The organism is Paraburkholderia acidipaludis NBRC 101816 (assembly GCF_000684975.1).
GTDB classification, from domain to species: Bacteria; Pseudomonadota; Gammaproteobacteria; order Burkholderiales; family Burkholderiaceae; genus Paraburkholderia; species Paraburkholderia acidipaludis.
The window spans coordinates 24,785-44,921 of sequence record NZ_BAXZ01000023.1 but is presented as its reverse complement, the minus strand read 5'-3'; the positions used below and the strand labels follow the sequence as shown (position 1 = coordinate 44,921).

The 20,137-nt window shown below is 67.3% G+C and carries 13 protein-coding genes; 4 read left to right on the top strand and 9 right to left on the bottom strand.

From position 1 onward, the window contains the following. Positions 1-18: 18 nt before the first annotated feature. From BAC01S_RS23315 to BAC01S_RS23295, 5 genes are all read right to left on the bottom strand, one after another. A complete protein-coding gene (locus BAC01S_RS23315) occupies positions 19-906 on the bottom strand; it encodes a transglutaminase family protein (RefSeq protein WP_027796924.1) in 888 nt (295 codons plus the stop codon). Next, a complete protein-coding gene (locus tag BAC01S_RS23310; protein WP_027796923.1) occupies positions 903-3,506 on the bottom strand; it encodes a circularly permuted type 2 ATP-grasp protein in 2,604 nt (867 codons plus the stop codon). The genes BAC01S_RS23315 and BAC01S_RS23310 overlap by 4 nt, the downstream gene beginning before the upstream one ends. 50 nt (positions 3,507-3,556) lie before the next feature. Further along, the gene (locus BAC01S_RS23305; RefSeq protein WP_027796922.1) at positions 3,557-6,994 is read right to left on the bottom strand and encodes a transglutaminase family protein; all 3,438 of its coding nucleotides are present in this window, start codon (positions 6,992-6,994) and stop codon (positions 3,557-3,559) included. Between the two features lie 592 nt (positions 6,995-7,586). Next, on the bottom strand, positions 7,587-8,633 hold the full coding sequence (locus tag BAC01S_RS23300) for a 2-dehydropantoate 2-reductase (protein ID WP_027796921.1): 1,047 nt from the start codon (positions 8,631-8,633) through the stop codon (positions 7,587-7,589). A gap of 45 nt (positions 8,634-8,678) precedes the next feature. Further along, positions 8,679-9,446, bottom strand: coding sequence for a class II aldolase/adducin family protein (locus BAC01S_RS23295; protein WP_027796920.1), 768 nt, complete (start codon positions 9,444-9,446; stop codon positions 8,679-8,681). 359 nt (positions 9,447-9,805) lie between these two features. On the opposite strand from BAC01S_RS23295, the gene BAC01S_RS23290 reads away from it, so the two are divergent. Continuing rightward, positions 9,806-10,360: a DUF4142 domain-containing protein gene (locus BAC01S_RS23290; protein WP_027796919.1), complete on the top strand. Its 555-nt coding sequence runs from the start codon at positions 9,806-9,808 to the stop codon at positions 10,358-10,360. 52 nt (positions 10,361-10,412) lie between these two features. Here the strand turns inward: BAC01S_RS23290 and BAC01S_RS33390 are convergent, their stop codons facing one another. Next, positions 10,413-11,150, bottom strand: a complete 738-nt coding sequence (locus BAC01S_RS33390) for an OmpA family protein (RefSeq protein ID WP_052408825.1) — start codon at positions 11,148-11,150, stop codon at positions 10,413-10,415. 290 nt (positions 11,151-11,440) lie between these two features. After that, on the bottom strand, positions 11,441-12,133 hold the full coding sequence (locus BAC01S_RS23280) for an aspartyl/asparaginyl beta-hydroxylase domain-containing protein (RefSeq protein ID WP_027796918.1): 693 nt from the start codon (positions 12,131-12,133) through the stop codon (positions 11,441-11,443). 237 nt (positions 12,134-12,370) lie between these two features. Between BAC01S_RS23280 and BAC01S_RS23275 the strand changes: the two genes are divergently transcribed. Next, a complete protein-coding gene (locus tag BAC01S_RS23275; protein WP_027796917.1) occupies positions 12,371-12,637 on the top strand; it encodes a hypothetical protein in 267 nt (88 codons plus the stop codon). 20 nt (positions 12,638-12,657) lie between these two features. On the opposite strand, the gene BAC01S_RS23270 is transcribed toward BAC01S_RS23275, so the two are convergent. Both BAC01S_RS23270 and BAC01S_RS23265 read right to left on the bottom strand, forming a co-directional pair. Beyond that, positions 12,658-14,010 carry a sigma-54-dependent transcriptional regulator gene (locus BAC01S_RS23270; protein ID WP_027796916.1) on the bottom strand — a complete coding sequence of 451 codons (1,353 nt, stop codon included), beginning with the start codon at positions 14,008-14,010 and terminating at the stop codon, positions 12,658-12,660. Further along, positions 13,995-15,464, bottom strand: coding sequence for a sensor histidine kinase (locus BAC01S_RS23265; protein ID WP_027796915.1), 1,470 nt, complete (start codon positions 15,462-15,464; stop codon positions 13,995-13,997). Before BAC01S_RS23265 ends, BAC01S_RS23270 begins: the two co-directional genes overlap by 16 nt. Positions 15,465-15,847: 383 nt before the next feature. Between BAC01S_RS23265 and BAC01S_RS32350 the strand changes: the two genes are divergently transcribed. Both BAC01S_RS32350 and BAC01S_RS32345 read left to right on the top strand, forming a co-directional pair. Next, positions 15,848-17,011, top strand: a complete 1,164-nt coding sequence (locus BAC01S_RS32350) for an efflux RND transporter periplasmic adaptor subunit (protein ID WP_043203404.1) — start codon at positions 15,848-15,850, stop codon at positions 17,009-17,011. Positions 17,012-17,024: 13 nt separating this feature from the next. Continuing rightward, a complete protein-coding gene (locus tag BAC01S_RS32345; RefSeq protein WP_043203401.1) occupies positions 17,025-20,132 on the top strand; it encodes an efflux RND transporter permease subunit in 3,108 nt (1,035 codons plus the stop codon). Positions 20,133-20,137 lie beyond the last annotated feature (5 nt).

Genomic DNA, 20,137 nt, shown 5'->3' with positions numbered 1-20,137 from the left:
CGCGCGGTGCGCCGGCGTTCAAACCGGCAGCACGCTGACTGCCACCTCCACCTGATGCTCGCCGCCGCCAAGCAGCGAGCCGCGCAGCAGCGACACGTCGCTGTAGTCGCGGCCGATGGCGAGCGTTACATGATCGAGGTCGGCAAGGACGTCGTTAGTCGGATCGAGGTCGATCCAGCCGCTTGCCGGACAGTGAACCGAAAGCCACGCATGCGAGGCGTCCGCGCCAATCAGGCGCGGCTGGCCCGGCGGCGGGTCGTTGCGCAGATACCCGCTCACGTAGCGGGCCGGCAGGCCGAGCGAGCGCAGGCAGCCGATCATCACCTGCGCGAAGTCCTGGCAGACCCCGCGCCGCATTTCGAAGGCCCGCGTAGCGGGCGTGTCGAACGCCGTGGCCGAGGTCTCGTACGCGAAGTCCGCATGAATGCGATGCATCAGGTCGATGGCGCCCTGGGCGACCGGCATGCCTTGCGGGAAACTCGGCAAGGCATAGGCGAGCAACTCGGGACTCGGGACGACGTTCGGCGATGCAAAGCAAAATTCGGACTCCGGATGAAAAGGTGTGCCCGCGCGATAACGCAGACCTTCGGCCACCTGCTCCCACGCGGGCGCCGTGGAGGCGTCGAGCATAGCCCGGCGGGGTGACAGCCTTACGACAGTTTCACTCGTCATGCATAGCGCTTCGTGCGGGGTATCGAGGGCGAAGTAAAGCACGTCATTGCCGAATGCGTCCATGCGACTCGACAAATAAGCAGGATAAGGTTCGATGCTTTCGGTATGCGAGACGATCTGCTGCCATGCGCAAGCCAGCGGGCGGATCGTCGCGAGATGCTGCGCGGTCGCCACAGTCGTGGAATAACGATAAGTCGTACTGTGGGAAACGCTGAGCGTCACGGGGCCGTTCATGCGCTCCCCTGCTGCGCGGCGCTCGCCGCATGGCTGAAGTAACGCGCGCTGATTTCGGTGGAGGCCGACATCGCGATCGCGCAAAGCCGTTCGCACACCTCGACGAGCACGGGATAGCCATTGCGCGGATCTGTCGTGCATAGCGGCTCCAGCGTGGGCAGCGTCGCCACGTCGGGCATCAACTCGCGGAACGGTCTCCGCGACGTGCCGCCCGCCGACTCCTCGATCTGCGCGAGCTTGCGGCGCAGCCGCGCATATATGCCATACAGGGCGCGCGGATTGGTCTCGTCGATGACGAGCAGGTCCAGCAGCGCCGGCACCTCCAGCCGCCCAGGGTACATCGAGCGGTAGGTGAGCGTCGAGTCGAACAACTGCAGCAGCACGTCGAAGCCCTCCGGGCTCGCGAGCAGTCCATTCGCCGCCACCGTGCGCAGGAACGTGGCCATTGCCCACAGGCGTTCGATATGGCGGCCCGCGAACAGCAGGCGCCAGGCTTCGTCGCGCGTCATGCGGTCGCCCTGCGCGCCGCTGATCGCCGAGAGCTGCGTCGCGAGACGTTCGAGCACGTCCATGAGCGCCACGCGGTCGTAGCGCTCGCCGGCGCTCGCGGGCGCAAAGCGGGCCAAGGCATCGCGAAAGTCGTTGCGCGCCGCGAGTATCGTGCGCCAGTGGTCGTTCGCAAGGCGCCCGCGCACTTCCCCGCAGGCGCGCGCCTGGCTCGCGAGGCAATAGCCGATGCCGGGCACGTTCGAGGATTCGCCGAGGCTCGCCACGAGCGCGCGTTCGAACGCATGCGGCGAGCCGCGCGCCGCCATCTCTCCCACGGGAATCAGAGAGCCCAGCGAGGCGAGCTCGACGAACGACGCGAACATCGAGTCGGCGTCGTTGCTTTCCAGCGAGCCCAGGATCAGCCGGCACAGGCGCACGCCGTTTTCCGCGCGCTCGCCATAGCGGCCCGACCAGAAGAGGTTTTCCGCCGCGCGGCTCGACACGGTGCGATGCCGGCGCGTGGCGAGGTCGCCCGGCTTCATGGGCGAAGGCAACAGCGTGAACGGCGGGCTGGGCTGTTTCGAGAGCACCCATGTATCGACGCTGCTGCCGCCAAGCTGCATCGACTCCGTGGCCTGACGTTCCGCCGCGAGGCGCGTGAAGCCGCCCGGCACCGCACGCCAGTTGCCGGCGAAATCGGCAATCGCATAGACGCGCAGCACCGAAGCGCGGCCCGTCAGCGTGCCGTCCTCATAGCGCGGTGTGCAGGAGTAAGCGAGCGGCGCCTGGATCGTGAAGGCGTCCGCGGCGCGGTCGATGCGTTCGCACCATGCCGCAAGCGGCTGGCGTCCCGCGGCCATGCCCGGCGCGCGTGCGGGCGGCGTGCCGGATTGCGGGTGCGGCTGCGATAACGGCCACGTCGGCACGACGAACGCTGCGTCGAGTTGCGCGAACGCCGCCTCGCGAGCCGCCGCTTCGCCGCACCACCAGGTAGGCACGCCCGGCAGCGAAAGCGTCTCGCCCAGCAGCGCGGCGGCAATACCGGGCATGAAGCCGTGCAGCGCGGGCGATTCGACGAAGCCCGCGCCCGGCACGTTCGACACCACCACGTTGCCCGCGCGCATCACCTGGAGCAGGCCCGGCACGCCGATGGTCGAGTCGGCGCGCAGCTCGACGGGGTCGCAGAACACGCCGTCGAGGCGGCGCAGCACGGCATGCACGCGTTCGAGACCATTGAAGGTCTTGAGATACAGCTTGTCGGCGCGCACCGTGAGATCCTTGCCCTCCACGAGCGTCACGCCCAGATAGCGTGCAAGAAACGCGTGCTCGAACCAGGTCTCGCTGAACGGGCCCGGCGTGAGCAACGCGATATGCGGCGCGGCGCCGGCGTCCTCCGCGCGCAGGGTCGTGCGCGCCGCCTCGGCCAGCGTGCCGATCAACTGCGAGTAGGCCGGCGCGAGACGCCGCACGCGCATCGAGCGAAACGCGTCCGCAAAGAGGCTCGACACGATCAGGCGGTTTTCGAGCGCGTAGCCAAGACCCGACGGTGCCTCCGTGCGATGCGACATCACGGTCCACGTGCCTTCGGGCGAGCGCGCGAGATCGACGGCGACGATCTGCAGATAGCCGCCGCCCGGCGGCAGGTAGCCCTTCACGGGCCGCAGGTAGCCCGGATGCCCGAACACGAGCGCCGGCGGCAGCAAGCCGCGCTGCAGCAACGTTTGCGCACCGTAGGTGTCGGCGACGATGGCGTCGAGCAGCCGTGCGCGCTGGATCACGCCGCGCTCGATGTGCGCCCACTCCGCGTCGTCGATCAGGAACGGCAGCAGGTCCAGCGCCCAGGGACGCGGCTCGCCCTTGTCGGCATAAACGTTGTAGCTGATGTCGTTGTCGCGCACCTGGCGCGCCACCGAGTCCCGCACCTTGTCCAGCCCCGCCGCGCCCTCCTCGCCCAGCAGCTCGAAAAACTGCCGCCATGGCTCGCGCAGCGCGCCGCTCTCGTCGCGCAGCTCGTCCCAATGCCCGGCGCGCGGCGGCAGCAGGCGCAGGCTCGATGGCGCGTGAGCGAGGGACGCCGTGGCGTCGAAGGGCAGGATCGACTGGAATGACAAGTTCGTATCGGCTCGACTATCTGACGTGCCCCGAGGTCGCGGCACGGGATTCAGGAGCGGCGCAGATCCAGCGTGAACGGAAACTCCAGGCTGCGTTCGAGCGGCTTCACCGCGATCGGTCCCGGCGTATGGCCGATCGTGAAGAAGCGCGCGCGGCGGCGGCTTTCAGCTTCGTAGGCATTCACGGGAAACGTCTGGTAATTGCGCCCGCCCGGATGTGCCACATGATACTGGCATCCGCCGACCGGGCGGCCCGTCCATGTATCCACCACGTCGATCGTGAGCGGCGCGTGCACGCCGATGGCCGGATGCAAGGCGGATGCCTGGGACCACGCACGAAAGCGCATGCCCGCCACGTATTCGCCCGCGCGGCCGGTGGGCTGCAGCGGCAGCGGCTCGCCATTGACCGTCACCACGTGGCGGCTGTCGTTCAGACCCAGCACGCGTATTTCCAGCCGCTCCACCGAGGAGTCCACATAGCGCACCGTGCCGCCCGCCGAACCCTCCTCGCCCATGACGTGCCACGGTTCCAGCGCATTGCGCACGGTGAGCGCCAGGCCGCTCGCGTGCAACTCGCCCACTAGCGGAAAGCGGAACTCGAAATGCGGCGCGAACCATTCGCGCTCGAAGGCGTAGCCCGTTTCGCGCAAGTCGGCGAGCACATCGTCGAAATCCATCTGCACGAAGGTGCCCAGCATGAAGCGGTCGTGCAGTTCGGTGCCCCAGCGCGTCAGTCGCGCCGTATACGGTGCGCTCCAGAAGTACGCCACCAGCGCGCGCAGCAGCAGTTGCTGCACGAGGCTCATGCGCGCGTGCGGCGGCATTTCGAAGCCGCGCAGCTCCAGCAGGCCGAGGCGGCCCGTGGGGCCGTCGGGCGAATAGAGCTTGTCGATGCAGAACTCGGCGCGGTGCGTGTTGCCCGTCACGTCGATGAGGATATTGCGCAGCGTGCGGTCGATGAGCCAGGGCGGCACGCGGCTGCCCGCGCCCATTTCCGCGAGCAGATCGAGCTGGCGTTGCAGTTCGCGGAACGCGATCTCCAGTTCGTAGAGCTGATCATCGCGAGCCTCGTCCACGCGCGGCGCCTGGCTCGTCGGCCCGATGAAGAGCCCCGAGAACAGATACGACAGCGAGGGATGGTTATGCCAGTACGCAATCAGGCTCGCGAGCAGGTCGGGACGGCGCAGGAACGGACTATTCTCCGGCGTCGCCCCGCCCAGCACGAGATGGTTGCCGCCGCCCGTGCCGGTGTGGCGTCCGTCGAGCATGAACTTCTCGGTGCACAGGTACGACTCGTGCGCGGCCTCGTAGAGGTATTCGGTGTGATCGACCAGTTCGTCCCAGTTCGAGGCCGGATGAATGTTCACCTCGATCACGCCAGGGTCGGGCGTCACCTGCAGCAGCTTCAGGCGCGGGTCGCGCGGCGGCGGGTAGCCCTCGATCACGACCTTCATGCCGAGATCCGCGGCGGTTGCTTCGACGGCGGCCAGAAGATCGAGGTAGTCGTCCAGCGCGGTCAGCGGCGGCATGAAGACATAGAGCAACGGGTTGCCGCTGCCGATCGATTCGTTCTCGACTTTGGGCCCCGCCGCGCGAGCCGGGTCGCGCGCCTCGACACACAGCGCCGTACGCGTGATCCACGCCGCCGACTCGCCGCGGGCGGGCATGCCGTTCGTGCCGGGGCCCAATGCCTGGGAGTGCGCACTGTCGTCTGTCTCGCTCCTGTGGCTTGCCGGGCCGCTGGCCGGCCGCCCTTCCTCGCGATACTGCGCGCGCAGCTCTGCCGCCGCGCGCAACGGCACGGCCGGCGCGAACGGATCGTGCGTGTGCTGCCACGGATAGTCGGTGGCCGAAACCCACGGCAGCGAATCGAGCGGCAGGCGGTAACCCATCGGGGAATCGCCCGGAATCAGGTACATGCGTTCGTCGCGGAAGAACCACGGCCCTGTTACCCAGCGCGGGCCCGCAAGCGCGCCTTCCTGTTCGCGCCCGAGCGGCAGCACGTAGCCTGTCACGGACGCAAGGCCTGCCTCGAACACGCGGCGCAGGCGCACGCGCTCGAGCTCGTCGTCGAGACGCGAATCGAACGGATCGACGTTCACCGGCAGCCGGCGCTCGCGCCACAGGTAGTACCACGTGTCTTCGTAGGCCGCCTGGATATGCTGCGCGTCCAGTCCGAGCTTGCCCGCGAGGTGGCCGATGAAGCGGCGCGCGTCGTCCGCCGTGCGCGGTTCGGGTTCGCGCTCGTCGGCGAACAGCGAGGGGTCGTGCCAGCACGGCTCGCCATCCGCGCGCCAGTAGAGCGACATCGCCCAGCGCGGCAACTGCTCGCCCGGATACCACTTGCCCTGCCCCACATGGAGAAAGCCGGCCGCGCCGTAGCGCGCGCGCAGCTTGTTCATCAGCGCGGCCGCATAGCCGCGCTTCGTGGGGCCGAGCGCGTCCGTGTTCCACTCGGGCGCGTCGCGGTCGCGCACCGAAACGAAGGTGGGCTCGCCGCCCATCGTGAGCCGCACGTCCATCTCGGCCAGTTGCGCGTCGATGTGATCGCCCATGTGCAGCACGGCGGCCCATTGTTCCTCGCTATACGGTTTCGTCACGCGCGGCGTTTCCAGCACGCGCGTGATCGACATGCTATGGGCGAACTCCACCTCGCACTCGTCCACGGCCCCCGAGATCGGCGCGGCGCTGCCCGGTTCCGGCGTGCACGCCACGGGAATATGGCCTTCGCCGGCCAGCAGCCCCGAGGTGGGATCGAGTCCGATCCATCCCGCGCCCGGCAGATAGACTTCGCACCATGCATGGAGATCCGTGAAATCGACTTTGGCGCCGCTCGGGCCGTCCAGCGCCTTTACGTCGGGCGCGAGCTGCAGCAGATAGCCCGAAACAAAGCGCGCGGCCAGCCCGAGCTGGCGCAGCGTTTCCACGAGCAGCCAGCCCGTGTCGCGGCACGAGCCCGAGCCGAGCGCGAGCGTTTCCTCCGGCGTCTGCACGCCGGGCTCCATGCGGATCAGATAGCGGATCTCCTGCTGCAGCCGCTGGTTCAGTTCCACGAGAAAGTCGATGGTCTTGCGCGGCGTGCGGTCGATGCGCTCGACGAAGCCCGCAAAGCGCGGCGTGGGCTCGCGCCTCACGAGGTAGGGCGCGAGCTCGCGCTGCAGGCCGGCCGGATAGACGAACGGGAACTGCTCCGCTTCCGGTTCGAGGAAGAAGTCGAACGGGTTGTAGACCGCCATTTCGGCAACCAGATCGACCGTCACCCTGAAATCCTGCGTGGGCTCCGGAAAGACGAGCCGCGCCTGCCAGTTCGCGAAGGCATCCTGCTGCCAGTTGACGAAATGCTGGGCCGGTTCGATACGCAGCGAGTACGACAGGATCGGCGTGCGGCAATGCGGAGCGGGCCGCAGCCGGACGATCTGCGGCGAGAGATGCACCAGCCGGTCGTAGCGATAGTGCGTGACATGATTCAGCGCGACGCGAATAGACACACAGGGCTCCTGATCAGATCATCGTGAACCAACGTCCTGCCGCGTGCCCGCCGCTTCTTCGAGTCGCGGCCCGGCCGGCCGAAATCGGGCAAGCTCGAAGCAATGTTGGTACCGGAATGTGACAGTTCGCGATCGACGCGAGACTCCAGGTGTACGCAGCTTCCATGCCAACCTGGGGTTGCGCGCAACGTCCATGCAATATGCGCGCGCAAGGGACATACCCCCTGCTTCACAAGGAAACGCTCGCGTTCAGTGCCGAAGAGGGAAAACGTGTGAGCTGCCGCCACGGGCAGGCGCACCGGATCGGTGCAGCGTGTGCGCGCGGCGCACCATCGAAGCACGGCGCAGACGCGAAGCGCCGCGCCGCGACCTCGCCGGGCATCGCCACACCGGACACCGCCAGCAGCCACACGAGACCGAACCCGAAACCGATCGCTTCCGTTCGTGCCCCTTGTACGCCGTCTCAGATGCGCCGCCAGCGGATTCTGGCACGGGGTCATGCACGGCATGTGGGGCAACGCACGAAAGCCCGCAGCAGCGCTAAGCCGATGCTCAGCGCAGGAGGATCATCAGTTATGCGAACGAACAGGCTTCAGGCCCGTGCCAGTTCCCCGGCACGTGTGCCTGCTGCAGCCGTGCGCAACTGCGCCAGCAGCCCGGCGCCGGACCACGATGGGCGGTTCTTCGCCTGCTCGGCCTCATGCACCAGCGCGCACAGGCGCGCGTTGACGGGCGCCTTGCGGCCCAGCCGGTCAGCCAGGCGCCGAACCTCGCCGTTGATCCAGTCGATCTCGGTCTTGCGGCCCGCCGCGAGATCGTCGGACATCGAAGAGCGCGCGAGCGGGTCGATCGTCAGCATGCGGCGGCCAAGGCGCTCGAACCAGGCATCCGGCAGGACGAGCAGCCGGGGAATCCAATGCGGCGGAAATGGCGTGAGCCGCGCAGGGCGAATGCCTGCCGCGCCCAGCAGCGAGAGCGCCTCGCGCTGCGCCATGGCAAGGCACTGCCGGTAGGCGCGCTGCCCGAGTTCCTCCTTCAGCGGCCGGTTCGCCAGCGCGTTGATCGCGTTGTTCAGGTTGAGGAGAAGCTTGGCCCACTGCACCGGCAGCATCTCGTCGTGCTGCGCGAGCGGCAGGCCTGCCCGGCTGAAATCGTCCAGAAACGGCTGCAGCGTCGGATCGCGCTGCACCTCGAGCTCACCCGCCGTGGCCTGATGAAAAGCGCCGGGGCCGCGCTCGACCACGTTGAACGGCACCATGCCCGCCAGCACAGGATGGTTCGGCAGCGCGGCGCGCAGCACATCGGCGTTGCCCACGCCGTTCTGGAAGCTGATGACCGGCACGCCGGGCCGCAGCACCGCCGCGAGTTTCGCAGCGGCTTCAGCCGTGGCGGCCGACTTCACGGTGACGAGCACGAGATCGGCCGATGCCGCCGCGGCGGCCCCGGTCGCATAGTCGACCTGATGGGGCGCTGCCTGCCAGCGCTGGCCGCTGTAATGCGTAAGACTGACGCCGTGCTTGCGCAGCAGCGTGCCCATGCGCTCGCGTCCGATAAACGCGACATCGCTCCCGCTCGCGAGCAACCGGCCGCCAAGATACACGCCGATCGAGCCGGCACCATAGATACAGATCCTTGCCATTTCCCTGCTCCAATGCAAATGCGTGCGGCCCGCGCGGCTCGACACTTACTCCGCGTAACCGGGATTCGCGCGGTCGAGGCGGCGCAGCAGCCCCGGCCAGACCAGCGCGCCCGGGTTCATGCCGCGCGTCACTTCGACAATCTGGCGTTTGATGCCGGCGAGGATGGGCTGCGGGATTTGACGTAGCGCGCCGCCGCCGGCCTGCGCGCGTACCTGGATCATGCAGGAGGCTTCGAAGAAGTACATCGCGACGAACGCCTCGGCAGCCGATTTGCCCACCGTTAGCAGTCCGTGATTTCGCAGCATCAGGTAGGTGTTGGCGCCCAGATCGGCGACGAGACGCGGCTTCTCCTCTTCGTTGAGCGCAATGCCCTCGTAGTCGTGATAGCCCAGCGAAGCCAGCACGCCCAGCGACTGCTGCGAGAGCGGCAAGAGCCCCTCTTCCTGCGCCGAGACCGCCACGCCGTTCACCGAATGCGTATGCATCACGCACAGCGCGTCCTCGCGCGCGGCATGCACGGCGCTATGGATCGTGAAACCGGCCGGGTTGATCTCGTAGGGCGAGTCCATGACCTTGCGCCCTTCCAGATCGACCTTCACGAGCGAGGACGCCGTGATCTCGTCGAACATCAGCCCGTAAGGGTTGATGAGGAAGTGATGCTCGGGGCCCGGCACGCGCGCCGAGACGTGCGTGAAGACCAGGTCGTCCCAGCCGAACAGCGCGATGAGCCGGTAGGCCGCGGCGAGATTGACCCGCGCGGTCCATTCGGCGGGGGAAACGGTCTGCTTCACGTCGGATTGCAATGCGCTCACGGTTTGTCTCCGGATCAGGGGTTGTGGTGTGGGACGTCGTTGCGTGCTTGAGTCCTTGCCGGGATGCGGCTCCGGACCGAAGCGAGCCCTCATGATCGGCATATTGGCGCGCGAAATCTGTCGGGTACGCGACAACCCCGCGCGAGGTCCGAGGTGCCTGCGATGCCGTATGCATCGTTACCAACCGTTACAGAAGCGACGCCATCGTTTCACCTGCGAGTGGGGCGAGTTCCTAGAATTCGTCAGACCGTTGGACAGCCATTCGGGTAATCCCCATCAGGCCCAACGGTGCCGCGCAACGCCGCCCTCCGCGGCCGCGCCGGTGCAGTCGATACCAACCACGCAGAATGGAGCTTTCTATGACTCGCCTCTCGCTGGCCTCGATCCTTGCCACGTCCGCGTTCGGCCTTTGCGCCGTTGCGCTCAATGCCCATGCTCAGACCTCCGCGGCGCCCGCCGCAGCCGATGCTGGGCAACTGCATGCCGCCGACAAGACCTTCATCAGCGATGGCACGCAGACCGTTGCGACCCAGCGCGATGCCGCGCGCATTGCGGACTCGCGTTCCTCCGACCGTGACGTGAAGGCCTTCGCCGAAAAGCTGGTAGCCGACTACACGAAGCTTTCCGATTCACTGCGCGCGGCGAGCCCGCGCGGCGTCGACGTGCCGGCCAACGATCCCGACACGGCCACGCTGGCCGGCATCCAGGATCTGCGTGGCGCCGATTTCGACAAGAAATATATCGAGCAAGTGGCGCTGGACGGTCAGCAGAAGACGCTTTCGGCCTTCCAGGCCGAGATCGCATCGGGCCGCGACGCGGGTCTGAAAAAAGCCGCCAGCGAGGCGTTGCCCGTGATCCAGGCAGATTACGCGCAGGCGCAGGAGCTTGCCAAGCGCAAGCATCTCGCGGGCTGATCGGTTATTCCGGCTGCGCCGGCGCCCTCGATGCGGGGGCCGGCGTTTGGTTTTATTGCGTAACCATCCCCGGCCCGGTCGGCGGCCCCGGCGGCGCATAGCGTTCGCCGGTCCGCGCGAACGTGACGATCTCGACGCGCCGGTCGGGCTGCAAACACGAAATAAGGCTATCCCGCGATTGATTGTCGGAGCAGTGCGTGATCGGATCCTGCGCGCCCAGACCGCGTGCGTCGATACGCCCGGCCGGGATGCCCTGCTGCACGAGCAGCGCCTTCACCGCATCCGCGCGACGCTGGGACAGTTCCAGGTTGTAGGCGGACGAACCCAGGCGATCCGTATAGCCTCGAACTTCGATATGACCGAAGCGCGTCGCACTGAGCTTCGCCGCGACGTCACGGATCTCGGCGCGGCCGCCGGGCAGGATGTCCGCAAGACTGCCCCGATCGAACGCGAACAAGGCATCGGCCGACAAGCGCAGCACCTGCGCGACGGGCGCGGGCGGCGTAGGCGGCTCCGCCGCACCCCGGGCAACAACGACCCAATGGCCCGGCACCCAGACATAACGGCCATACTGCCAGACCCAATAACCGCGCGCCCACATGTGCCCGACGCGCGGCGGCGGCGCCACTTCGTAGACCGGCGCCGGCGGCGCCAGCACCATCACCTGCGCCGAAGCCGGCGCGATACCGCCGAACCCCGCGGCCGCTGCGAGCGCGGCGCCTGCCGCCAGTTCGATTGCGATGCGGCGGCGCCGCTTGCCAATGTCGTCACGGGAAATAGCAGGTTTCATGTTTTATCGTGCAAAGCGTTGAATGGGGGAGCCGGCGCGAAGACGACAAAGAGACTCAGGCCGTGACCCAAGGCTAACGGCTTGCACGATGAAAAGTTTTTGCGGAGTGTAAGTAAACGTCCGTGTAAGCGTGGGCGCCGCGAACGCACGATCACCGGCCGGAGAGCGTGTTTGCCGGAACTCGCGGGCCGCTGCGGCCGCGTGCGCCAATCGCCGGGGTAATGCCGGGTAATAAAGCGGCTGTAAGCCGGATACATCGGTTAAATATGCGTTAAATCCCGCGAGCGGACCTAAACCGCAATCCTCGAACCGCGCAAATAAATCCCCAGCCGCACGAGTGCGATCACCGCCCCCGATAGAAGGCGCATGTCGCGCGGCATGCGGCGGCGGCGAATGTCGAGCAGCAGCACGACGCGCACTTCGTCGCTGGCGTTGCGCACTTCGTGCTCGAATGTGTCGTCCCACAACATGAATTCGCCGTCGTGCAGACGATGGTCGCGGCCGTCGACGGTCAGCGTCGCGGCAGGTCGCCCGTCGGCGTCGAGCGGCATCGAGAGCACGAGATAACCGCGCAGAATGCCGCGAAACGGCCCGCGATGCGGCGGAACGTGCTTGCCCGGCGCAAGAAAGGAAAACGAAGCCGAAAGCACGTCGGGCGACTGGGCCACGACGGCCGCGAGCGTGGGACAACGCGCGAGATTGCGCGCAAAGCGCACACCGTAAGCCTGCATGATGTACATGCGCCAGTCGCGTCCGTCGTTGGCCGAGATGTCGGCCTGCTCCCGCATGATTTCGTGAAAGCGCGGGATGCGGCGAAGGCTCGTCGCGACTTCGAGCGCCTCGGCGCGTATCGCCTGCCAGTTCGCCACGAAGCGTTCGGCGTCGGGGAAATGACGCGTGGCGTCGAGTACGGCCGCATCGTGCAGGCGCCGGTCGTAGATGCGCCGCATGAGTCGCGCGCCGCTGTCGTAGAGCCGGTTCATGAGCGTCGCGGCGGCGTTGGCCAGCGTGTTGGCTGCTTGAGAGTCTGGGTTAGGCATCAACGAGTCGGATGGTCGGGTTCGTCGATCTATTGTCTCGCGAACACCTGACGGAATGACTACGTTGCTTCGGGCCAACGGTCAGCCCGCCGCAAGCCTCGAAGCCATGCCTGGCGCGGGCGCGCGCCTTGCGGCGCCGCACGTGACATACTCCCGAACCTGGAAAGTACAGATATCGATATGTTTCCCGCCATTACCACCGCCGCCCTGCTGATCATCGGCTATGTCCACGCCAGCATTCCCCGCTTTACGGTGGCCGGCCGCAAGCGCTTCGTCGCGCATGCTGTGCTGCTGGCGGTCGGCCTCCTGTTCGGCGTGATCTGCGCGATGCTGGCCGGGCCGCTGGCGCCGCCGTGGGTCGTGATCGCCAGTGGCGCAGGTGTCGTGCATGTGCCCGCGTTCTGCATACTCGTGATCAAGCGCCTCAGGCATTCGGGACGAAGCTGAGAGAGCCGGGCACGCACGGCTCAGTCTTCGCCCTCACCCCCCCTGTCGTCCGCCACCTCGATGCCGTAGCGCTTGAGCTTCGCATAGAGCAGCTGGCGATTGATGTTCAGCCGCCGCGCCGCATCCGTGCGGTTATTGCCGCTATGCCTGAGCGCGCGGCGTATGAGCATCTCTTCGAGGCGCGCGAGCGCGGAAGGCAGGTCTTCGTCGGGCCAGTCGAGCACGTGATCGGCGGCGCCCGCGCGCTCGCCCTGCAGGAACACGAGATCGGTCGCGTGGATATACTCGCCGCGCACCATTACGGCCACGCGCTCCATCGCGTTCTTCAGCTCGCGCACGTTGCCGGGCCAGCCGTAGCGGATCAGATGCGCCGCGGCGTCGGCGGACAGCCGCTTGCGCGTGCCGGCGCGCGCAAGGAAATGCTCGGCGAGCGGCACGATGTCGGCAATGCGCGCCGAAAGCGGCGGCAGATGAATCGGCACCACATGCAGCCGGTAGTAGAGGTCTTCGCGGAAGCTGCCTTCGCGCACGCCTCGCATCAGGTCGCGGTGCGTCGCCGCGATCACGCGCACCTGGACGGGCACGGGCCGCCCGCCCACCGGCGTCACCACGCGCTCCTGCAGCGCGCGCAGGATCTTCGCCTGCATCGCCATGCCCATGTCGCCGATCTCGTCGAGAAAGAGCGTGCCGTGCGCGGCCTGGCAAAACGCGCCTTCGCGCTCGGCGCTCGCGCCCGTGAACGCGCCGCGCGTATGGCCGAACAGCTCGCTCTCCAGAAGATCCGCGGGAATCGCCGCGCAGTTCACCGCGACGAACGGCCCGCGATTATGCAGGCCGTGTTCGTGGATCGCGCGCGCGACGACTTCCTTGCCCGTGCCCGTTTCGCCGGTGAGCAGCACGGTGGCGTCGCTGTCGGCGAGCACGCCGATGGTCTTCTGCACCGCGCGCATCGCCTCGCTCGAGCCGATCAGCGTCTCGGGCTCCGTGCTCGCCACGAGCGGCTGCGACTCCACGATGCTCGCAAGCATGCGCTCCAGCACCTGGGCAAGGTCGTTGCGGCCAATGGGCTTGGTGAGGTGATCGAAAGCGCCGAGGCGCATGGCCTCGATCGTGTTGGACGCCGTGGCGTGCGCGGTGAGCACGGCAATCGCCGGGGCGTCCGGACGCTCGCGCAGGCGGCGCAGCACCTCCAGCCCGTCGATGCCCGGCATGCGCAGATCGAGAAACATCGCGCTCACGGGCTCGCGCTCGACGAGTTCGAGCGCCAGCGCGCCGTTCGCGGCGAGGCAGACGCTGTGGCCAAGGTCGCGCACGACTTCGGCGAGCGCGTCGCGCATGGTCTCGTCGTCGTCGACGATCAGGATGTGGGCCATGGCAATACCATTTCGAAGGTCGTTCCGTTCGTGCGCCGCACGAAGCGGGCCGTGCCGCCGTGCGCCTCCGCCACCTCGCGCACGATCGAGAGGCCGAGGCCCGTGCCGTCGGGGCGGCCTGTGACGAACGGCTCGAACAGGTGCTCCAGAATCGCGGCGGGCGGGCCCGCGCCTTCGTCCTGAACCGCCAGGACGGTGGCGTCTTGCTCGCGGCGGGCGGCCACCACGATACGGCTGCCGGAAGGCGCCGCCTCGATTGCGTTGAGGATCAGGTTGTCGAGCGCGCGCTCCAGTTGATCGGGATCGAAGCGGGCCTCGTGCAGGTCGCCCGTGCGCGTCATCGTAACCTGCTTCGCCGCGGCCCGATCCGCATGCCGCGCGAGGCACGCGTCGAGAAACGGCCCGATCGCCACCTGCTCGCGCCGCGGCTCGTCGTGCTCCGTGATGCTGAGGAGGCGCCGCACGAGGGCGTCGAGCCGCTCGATCTGCCCGAGTATCACCTGCAGCGCCTGCGGCTGCCGCTCGGGGCCGGCCGCCACGGCGCTTTCCGCCTTCAGGCGCATCGCCGCAATCGGATTGCGGATTTCGTGCGCGACGCCCGCCGCCACGCGGCCAATCGCGGCCATGCGCTCGGCCGTGGCCATCTGGCGCGCGAGGGTATCGGCACGCTGGCGCGCAGCCGAAAGCCGCCGCCCGGCCTCGTTCAGCGCGAGCACGATGCGGTCGAGCTCGCGCTCGCGCGTGGCCGGCAGCACCGGCAGTTCGGCCACGTCGTAGGCATTGAGCGCACTCTCGATCTGCGAGACGTGGCGCGACCAGGTCATCGTGAGATGCGTGAGCAGCGCTGCGGCGGCCAACACCATGACGAGCAGCACGCCAAGGCCCGCCATGAGCTGGTGATAGCTGCTGCCCGCGAAGGTCAGCGTCCAGCTCATCGTCCACGCGGTCAGATGCGGAATCGGGCCGGGCAGCGGGCACGCGGCCAGCAGCAGCGTCTGCGACTGTCCGCGGTAGCGCTTGCTCATCGTATGCTCGCCCGCCAGCGCGGCCTCGTTGATCGCGCGAATGCGCGGCATCTCGCCTTCGGGCGGGTCGGTGCGCTCCACCACGCCGGGATAGGTGGGATACGCGTAGGCGAACGAGCCCGTTTCGCCGCTCCAGACGCCGCCCTGAATGCCGGGCCGCCTGCGCAGCGAGCCGTCGAGCAGCTCGCTCAAGCGGCTGCGCACGGTGGCGTTGTCGAGCCCGGCCTTCAATTCCGGATGCGTCTCGCTATAGGTACGGTAGGCCGCCGCGATCGAGTCGCAGGCGCGGGTGTTCTCGGCCGCGGCCTGATTCAGCAGCGCATCCGCCGACTGGTGGAAGAGCCCGACCATCAGGACACCGGTTGCCAGCGCCGCGCCAACGAGGAGAACGAGCAGCAGGATCAGCCGGCCGCGTAGGGATCGGAGCATGTCGGTCCAGTTACGGTTTTCCGTGGTGGTGGAGAAGGGGCATTATCCGATGCGAAAGCCGTGCCAGGCGAGCCGACGGTCCTTGCGCGCCCGAGGGCGAAAGCCCAGGCGCGGCTTTTTCGACCGACCAGCCCCGCATTGACAAACTCGCGGCCAGCCCGCGCGTGTCGCAAATCACGACACGGCCTGTTGGGTTTCACGACAGCGGCGCGCCGTCCTATCGCGGCCATCCCCCGGAAAACCCAAGCCGCATCGTTGCGCCCTGCCTGGCATAGCCTTTGCAGAGGATGGCACGCGTTTTATCCCTCTCCGCGTGGCCAGGATCGTTCCGATCGAACCCGCATGGCGATGGCGGCGCGCTTACGGGTCCCGATCGAGGCGTTATGAATAGAAAACACATCAACTGGATAGCACTCGCTATCGCAGTGCTGCTCGTCGCCGTCGCGGCGTGGTTCTTCCTCGGCCGGCGCCCTGCCGCCAGCAATGCAGCGGCGCCGCGCGGCATTCCGGTTTCGGCCGTCGCCGTCAAGCTGGCCGACGTGCCTGTCTACATCGACGCGCTCGGCACCGTCACGCCCATCCGCACCGTGACGCTGATCACCCAGGTCAACGGCATTCTCGATTCGGTCGGCTTCCGGGAAGGCCAGCGCGTGAAGAAAGACCAGGTGATCGCGCACATCGACTCGCGCCAGCTCGAAGCCGAGCTGCAGCAGGCCCAGGGCACGCTCGTGCACGATCAGGCCACGCTCGCCAACGACCGCCTGAACCTGAAGCGCTATCAGGTGCTCATCAAGACCGGTTCGATCACGCAGCAGCAGCTCGACACGCAGGTAGCCACCGTGCAGCAGGACGAAGGCACGGTCACGGCCGACACGGGCAACGTCAAGAACCTCCAGGTGCAGGTGAGCTACTGCACGATCACTTCGCCGGTGGACGGCGTGATCGGCCTGCGCCTCGTCGATCCGGGCAATTACGTGACGACGACGAGCACGACCGGCATGGCCGTCATCACCCAGCTCGAACCGATCACCGTGATCTATGCGGTGCCGGAGGATTACCTCGGCCAGATTCACGAGGCCATGGCGCGCGGCCCCGTGAAGGTGCTGGCCTGGGACCGCGACAAGCGCAAGCTCCTCGCCACCGGCACGCTGCTCGCGCTCGACAACCAGGTCGACACGACCACCGGCACGGTCAAGGTCCGCGCCCAGTTCGACCACGCGGGCGACGCACTCTTTCCGAATCAGTTCGTGAACGCGAGCATGCAGGCCGACACGCTCGACCAGGTGCCGGTGATCCCGACCGCCGCGATCCAGCACGGCACCAACGGCGACTTCGTCTTCGTGGTGGGCGCGGGCAACAAGGCCGTGCTGCGCAACGTGAAGGCGGGCCCGGTGAGCGGCGACAACACGGCCATTCCCGACGGCAGCGTGAAGCCCGGCGAGCGCGTAGTGACCGACGGCGCCGACAAGCTCGACAACGGCTCGCTCATGCGGGTTGTCTCGTCGACGGCTGTTTCGTCACCCGCTGTTTCGTCCGCTTCGCACTGAACAGGCCGCGCCCATGAACATCTCGCGCCCGTTCATCGAGCGGCCGATCGCCACCGCGCTGCTGATGGTGGCGATTCTGCTCGCCGGCCTGCTCGGCTATCACCTGCTGCCCGTTTCGGCGCTGCCCGAGGTCGATTACCCGACGATCCAGGTCTACACGCAGTACCCGGGCGCCGCGCCCGACGTGGTGAGCTCGTCGATCACCGCCCCGCTCGAAGTGCAGCTCGGCGAAATGGCGGGCCTGAAGTCGATGAACTCGACGAGCTCGAACGGCGTTTCGGTCATCACGCTGGAATTCGACCTCACGCTCTCGCTCGACGTCGCGGAGCAGGAGGTGCAAGCCGCCATCAATGCGTCGGCGAGCTACCTGCCGGCCAACCTGCCCTACCCGCCCGTCTACAGCAAGGTCAATCCGGCCGACGCGCCGGTGCTCACACTGTCGCTCACGTCCCAAACGCTGCCGCTCACGAAGATCGAAGACCTCGCCGACACGCGCCTCGCGCAGAAGATCTCGCAGATCTCGGGCGTGGGGCTCGTGACGATCAGCGGCGGGCAGCGTCCGGCCGTGCGCGTGGAAACGAACACGGGCATGCTCAACTCGCTCGGCATGTCGCTCGACGACGTGCGCACCGCGCTCGCCGACGCCAACGTGAACCAGGCGAAGGGCAACCTGGACGGCCGCTACCAGTCGTATGCGATCGGCGCCAACGACCAGCTGCAGAGCGCCTCGGACTATACGGACCTCGTGATCGCCTACAAGAACGGCGCGCCGGTCCGCCTCTCGCAGATCGCGCACTCCATCGACGGCGCCGAAGACGTGCGCCAGGCCGCGTGGACCAACGACACGCCCTCGATCGTGCTCAACATCCAGCGCCAGCCGGGCGCGAACGTGATCGACGTGGTGGACCGCGTGCAAAAGCTGCTGCCGCAGTTGCGCGCGAGCCTGCCGGGCACGCTGAAGGTGGACGTGCTGACCGACCGCACGCAAACCATCCGCGCCTCGGTGCGCGACGTCGAGTACGAGCTCGGCATGGCCGTCGCGCTCGTGGTGATGGTGATCTTCCTCTTCCTGCGCAAGCTCGCGGCCACCCTCATTCCGGCCGTGACCGTGCCGCTCTCGCTGATCGGCACGCTCGCGGTGGCCTACGGCCTCGGCTTTTCGCTGAACAATCTCACGCTGATGTCGCTCACCGTGGCCACGGGCTTCGTGGTGGACGACGCGATCGTGATGATCGAGAACATCACGCGCTACCTCGAAATGGGCGAGACGCCGCTCAATGCGGCGCTGATCGGCGCAAAACAGATAGGATTCACGATCATTTCGCTCTCGGTCTCGCTGATCGCCGTGATGATTCCGCTGCTCTTCATGGGCGACGTGGTCGGGCGGCTCTTTCGCGAGTTCGCGCTCACGCTCGCCATTGCCATCGTGATCTCGGCGTTCGTCTCGCTCACGCTCACGCCGATGATGTGCTCGCGCATGTTCAAGCCGCACGACACCGCGCACGGCGCGGCGCACCGCGCCGACTTCTTCGACAAGATCAACACGCGCTATGTGCAGGGGCTCGGCTGGGTGCTGGAGCACCGCGTGCTCACGCTGATCTCGGTGGCCGTGACGGCGGCGCTCACCTTCGCGATCCTGTTCTTCATGCCGAAGGGCTTCTTTCCCGAGCAGGACACGGGCCTCGTCGAAGGGATCTCGCAGGCAACACCCGGCATCTCGTTCCAGTACATGGTGAAGAAGCAGGAGCAGCTCGTCGGCCAGATCCTCAAGGATCCGGCCGTGGAAAGCCTCTCTTCGTTCATCGGCATCAACCAGACGAGCCCGACGCTGAACCAGGGGACCATCCTCATCAACCTGAAAGACAAGGGCGACCGCGACAGCAGCGCCGCCGTGATCCGCCGCCTTTCGGACTCGACCGCGGGCAATGCCGGCATGCGCCTCTTCCTGCATCCCGTGCAGGATCTCACGCTCGACGACACGATCTCGACCACGAGCTACCGGGTCGGCCTCCAGGCGATCGACACGGGCGTGCTGAACGAGTGGACCGGCAAGCTGATCGCGGCGCTGCGCGCGGACCCCGCGTTCGCCGACGTGCAGAGCCAGGCCATGCAGCAGGGCAACCAGATCCAGCTGACCTTCGACCGCGACACCGCTTCGCGCCTCGGCATCACGCCCCAGGCCATCGACGACGTGCTGTACGACGCCTACGGCCAGCGCCAGGTCTCGACGATCTATACGCAGTTGAACCAGTACCACGTCGTGCTCGCGGCCAACCGCGAATCGAGCGACATGACCCATCTGCTCGACGGCCTCTACGTCGACACGTCCTCGGGCGGCGTCGCGCCGCTCGCCACGATGGCGACCATGAAGCTCGTCCCCGCGCCCGTCACGATCAACCGCCAGGGCCAGTTCCCCTATGCGGACGTTTCGTTCAACCTGGCGCCGGGCTACACGCTCGGCACGGCGCTCTCGCATCTTTCCGGCATCGAGCAGCGCATCGGCCTGCCGCCCACGGTGCAGGCGTCGCTCGAAGGCTCGGCGGCCACCTTCCAGGCCTCGCTCGCGAACGAAGCCTTTCTCGTGGCGGCCGCCATCATCGTGGTGTACCTGATGCTCGGCATTCTCTACGAGAGCTTCATCCATCCGGTGACGATCCTCTCCACGCTCCCCTCGGCCGCGCTCGGCGCGCTGGCCGCGCTCGTCATCACCGGCACGCAGTTCGACATCATCGGCCTGATCGGCATCGTGCTGCTGATCGGCATCGTGATGAAGAACGCGATCATGATGATCGACTTCGCGCTCGAACTGGAACGCAACGAAAAACTCGCGCCCGTCGAGGCGATCCGCCGCGCCGCCGAACTGCGCTTCCGGCCGATCCTGATGACCACCATGGCGTCGCTGTTCGGCGCCGTGCCGCTCGCCTTCGGCACCGGCATGGGTTCGGAGCTGCGGCATCCGCTCGGCATCGCGATCATCGGCGGCCTGATCGTGAGCCAACTGCTCACGCTCTTCTCGACGCCCGTGATGTATCTCGCGCTGCATCGCGTGGAGGACTTCTTCAGCAGGAACGCGACCGGTGCAGCCGGTGCAGACGGCACAAGCGATGCGGCGGCGGAGTAACCGGC

What these genes read in the sequence shown, in the direction of transcription:
- BAC01S_RS23315 (WP_027796924.1), bottom strand. Translation starts at nt 906, where the DNA reads ATGAACGGCCCCGTGACGCTCAGCGTTTCCCACAGTACGACTTATCGT.
- BAC01S_RS23300 (WP_027796921.1), bottom strand. Translation starts at nt 8,633, where the DNA reads ATGGCAAGGATCTGTATCTATGGTGCCGGCTCGATCGGCGTGTATCTT.
- BAC01S_RS23290 (WP_027796919.1), top strand. Translation starts at nt 9,806, where the DNA reads ATGACTCGCCTCTCGCTGGCCTCGATCCTTGCCACGTCCGCGTTCGGC.
- BAC01S_RS33390 (WP_052408825.1), bottom strand. Translation starts at nt 11,150, where the DNA reads ATGAAACCTGCTATTTCCCGTGACGACATTGGCAAGCGGCGCCGCCGC.
- BAC01S_RS23280 (WP_027796918.1), bottom strand. Translation starts at nt 12,133, where the DNA reads ATGAACCGGCTCTACGACAGCGGCGCGCGACTCATGCGGCGCATCTAC.
- BAC01S_RS23275 (WP_027796917.1), top strand. Translation starts at nt 12,371, where the DNA reads ATGTTTCCCGCCATTACCACCGCCGCCCTGCTGATCATCGGCTATGTC.
- BAC01S_RS23270 (WP_027796916.1), bottom strand. Translation starts at nt 14,010, where the DNA reads ATGGCCCACATCCTGATCGTCGACGACGACGAGACCATGCGCGACGCG.
- BAC01S_RS23265 (WP_027796915.1), bottom strand. Translation starts at nt 15,464, where the DNA reads ATGCTCCGATCCCTACGCGGCCGGCTGATCCTGCTGCTCGTTCTCCTC.
- BAC01S_RS32350 (WP_043203404.1), top strand. Translation starts at nt 15,848, where the DNA reads ATGAATAGAAAACACATCAACTGGATAGCACTCGCTATCGCAGTGCTG.
- BAC01S_RS32345 (WP_043203401.1), top strand. Translation starts at nt 17,025, where the DNA reads ATGAACATCTCGCGCCCGTTCATCGAGCGGCCGATCGCCACCGCGCTG.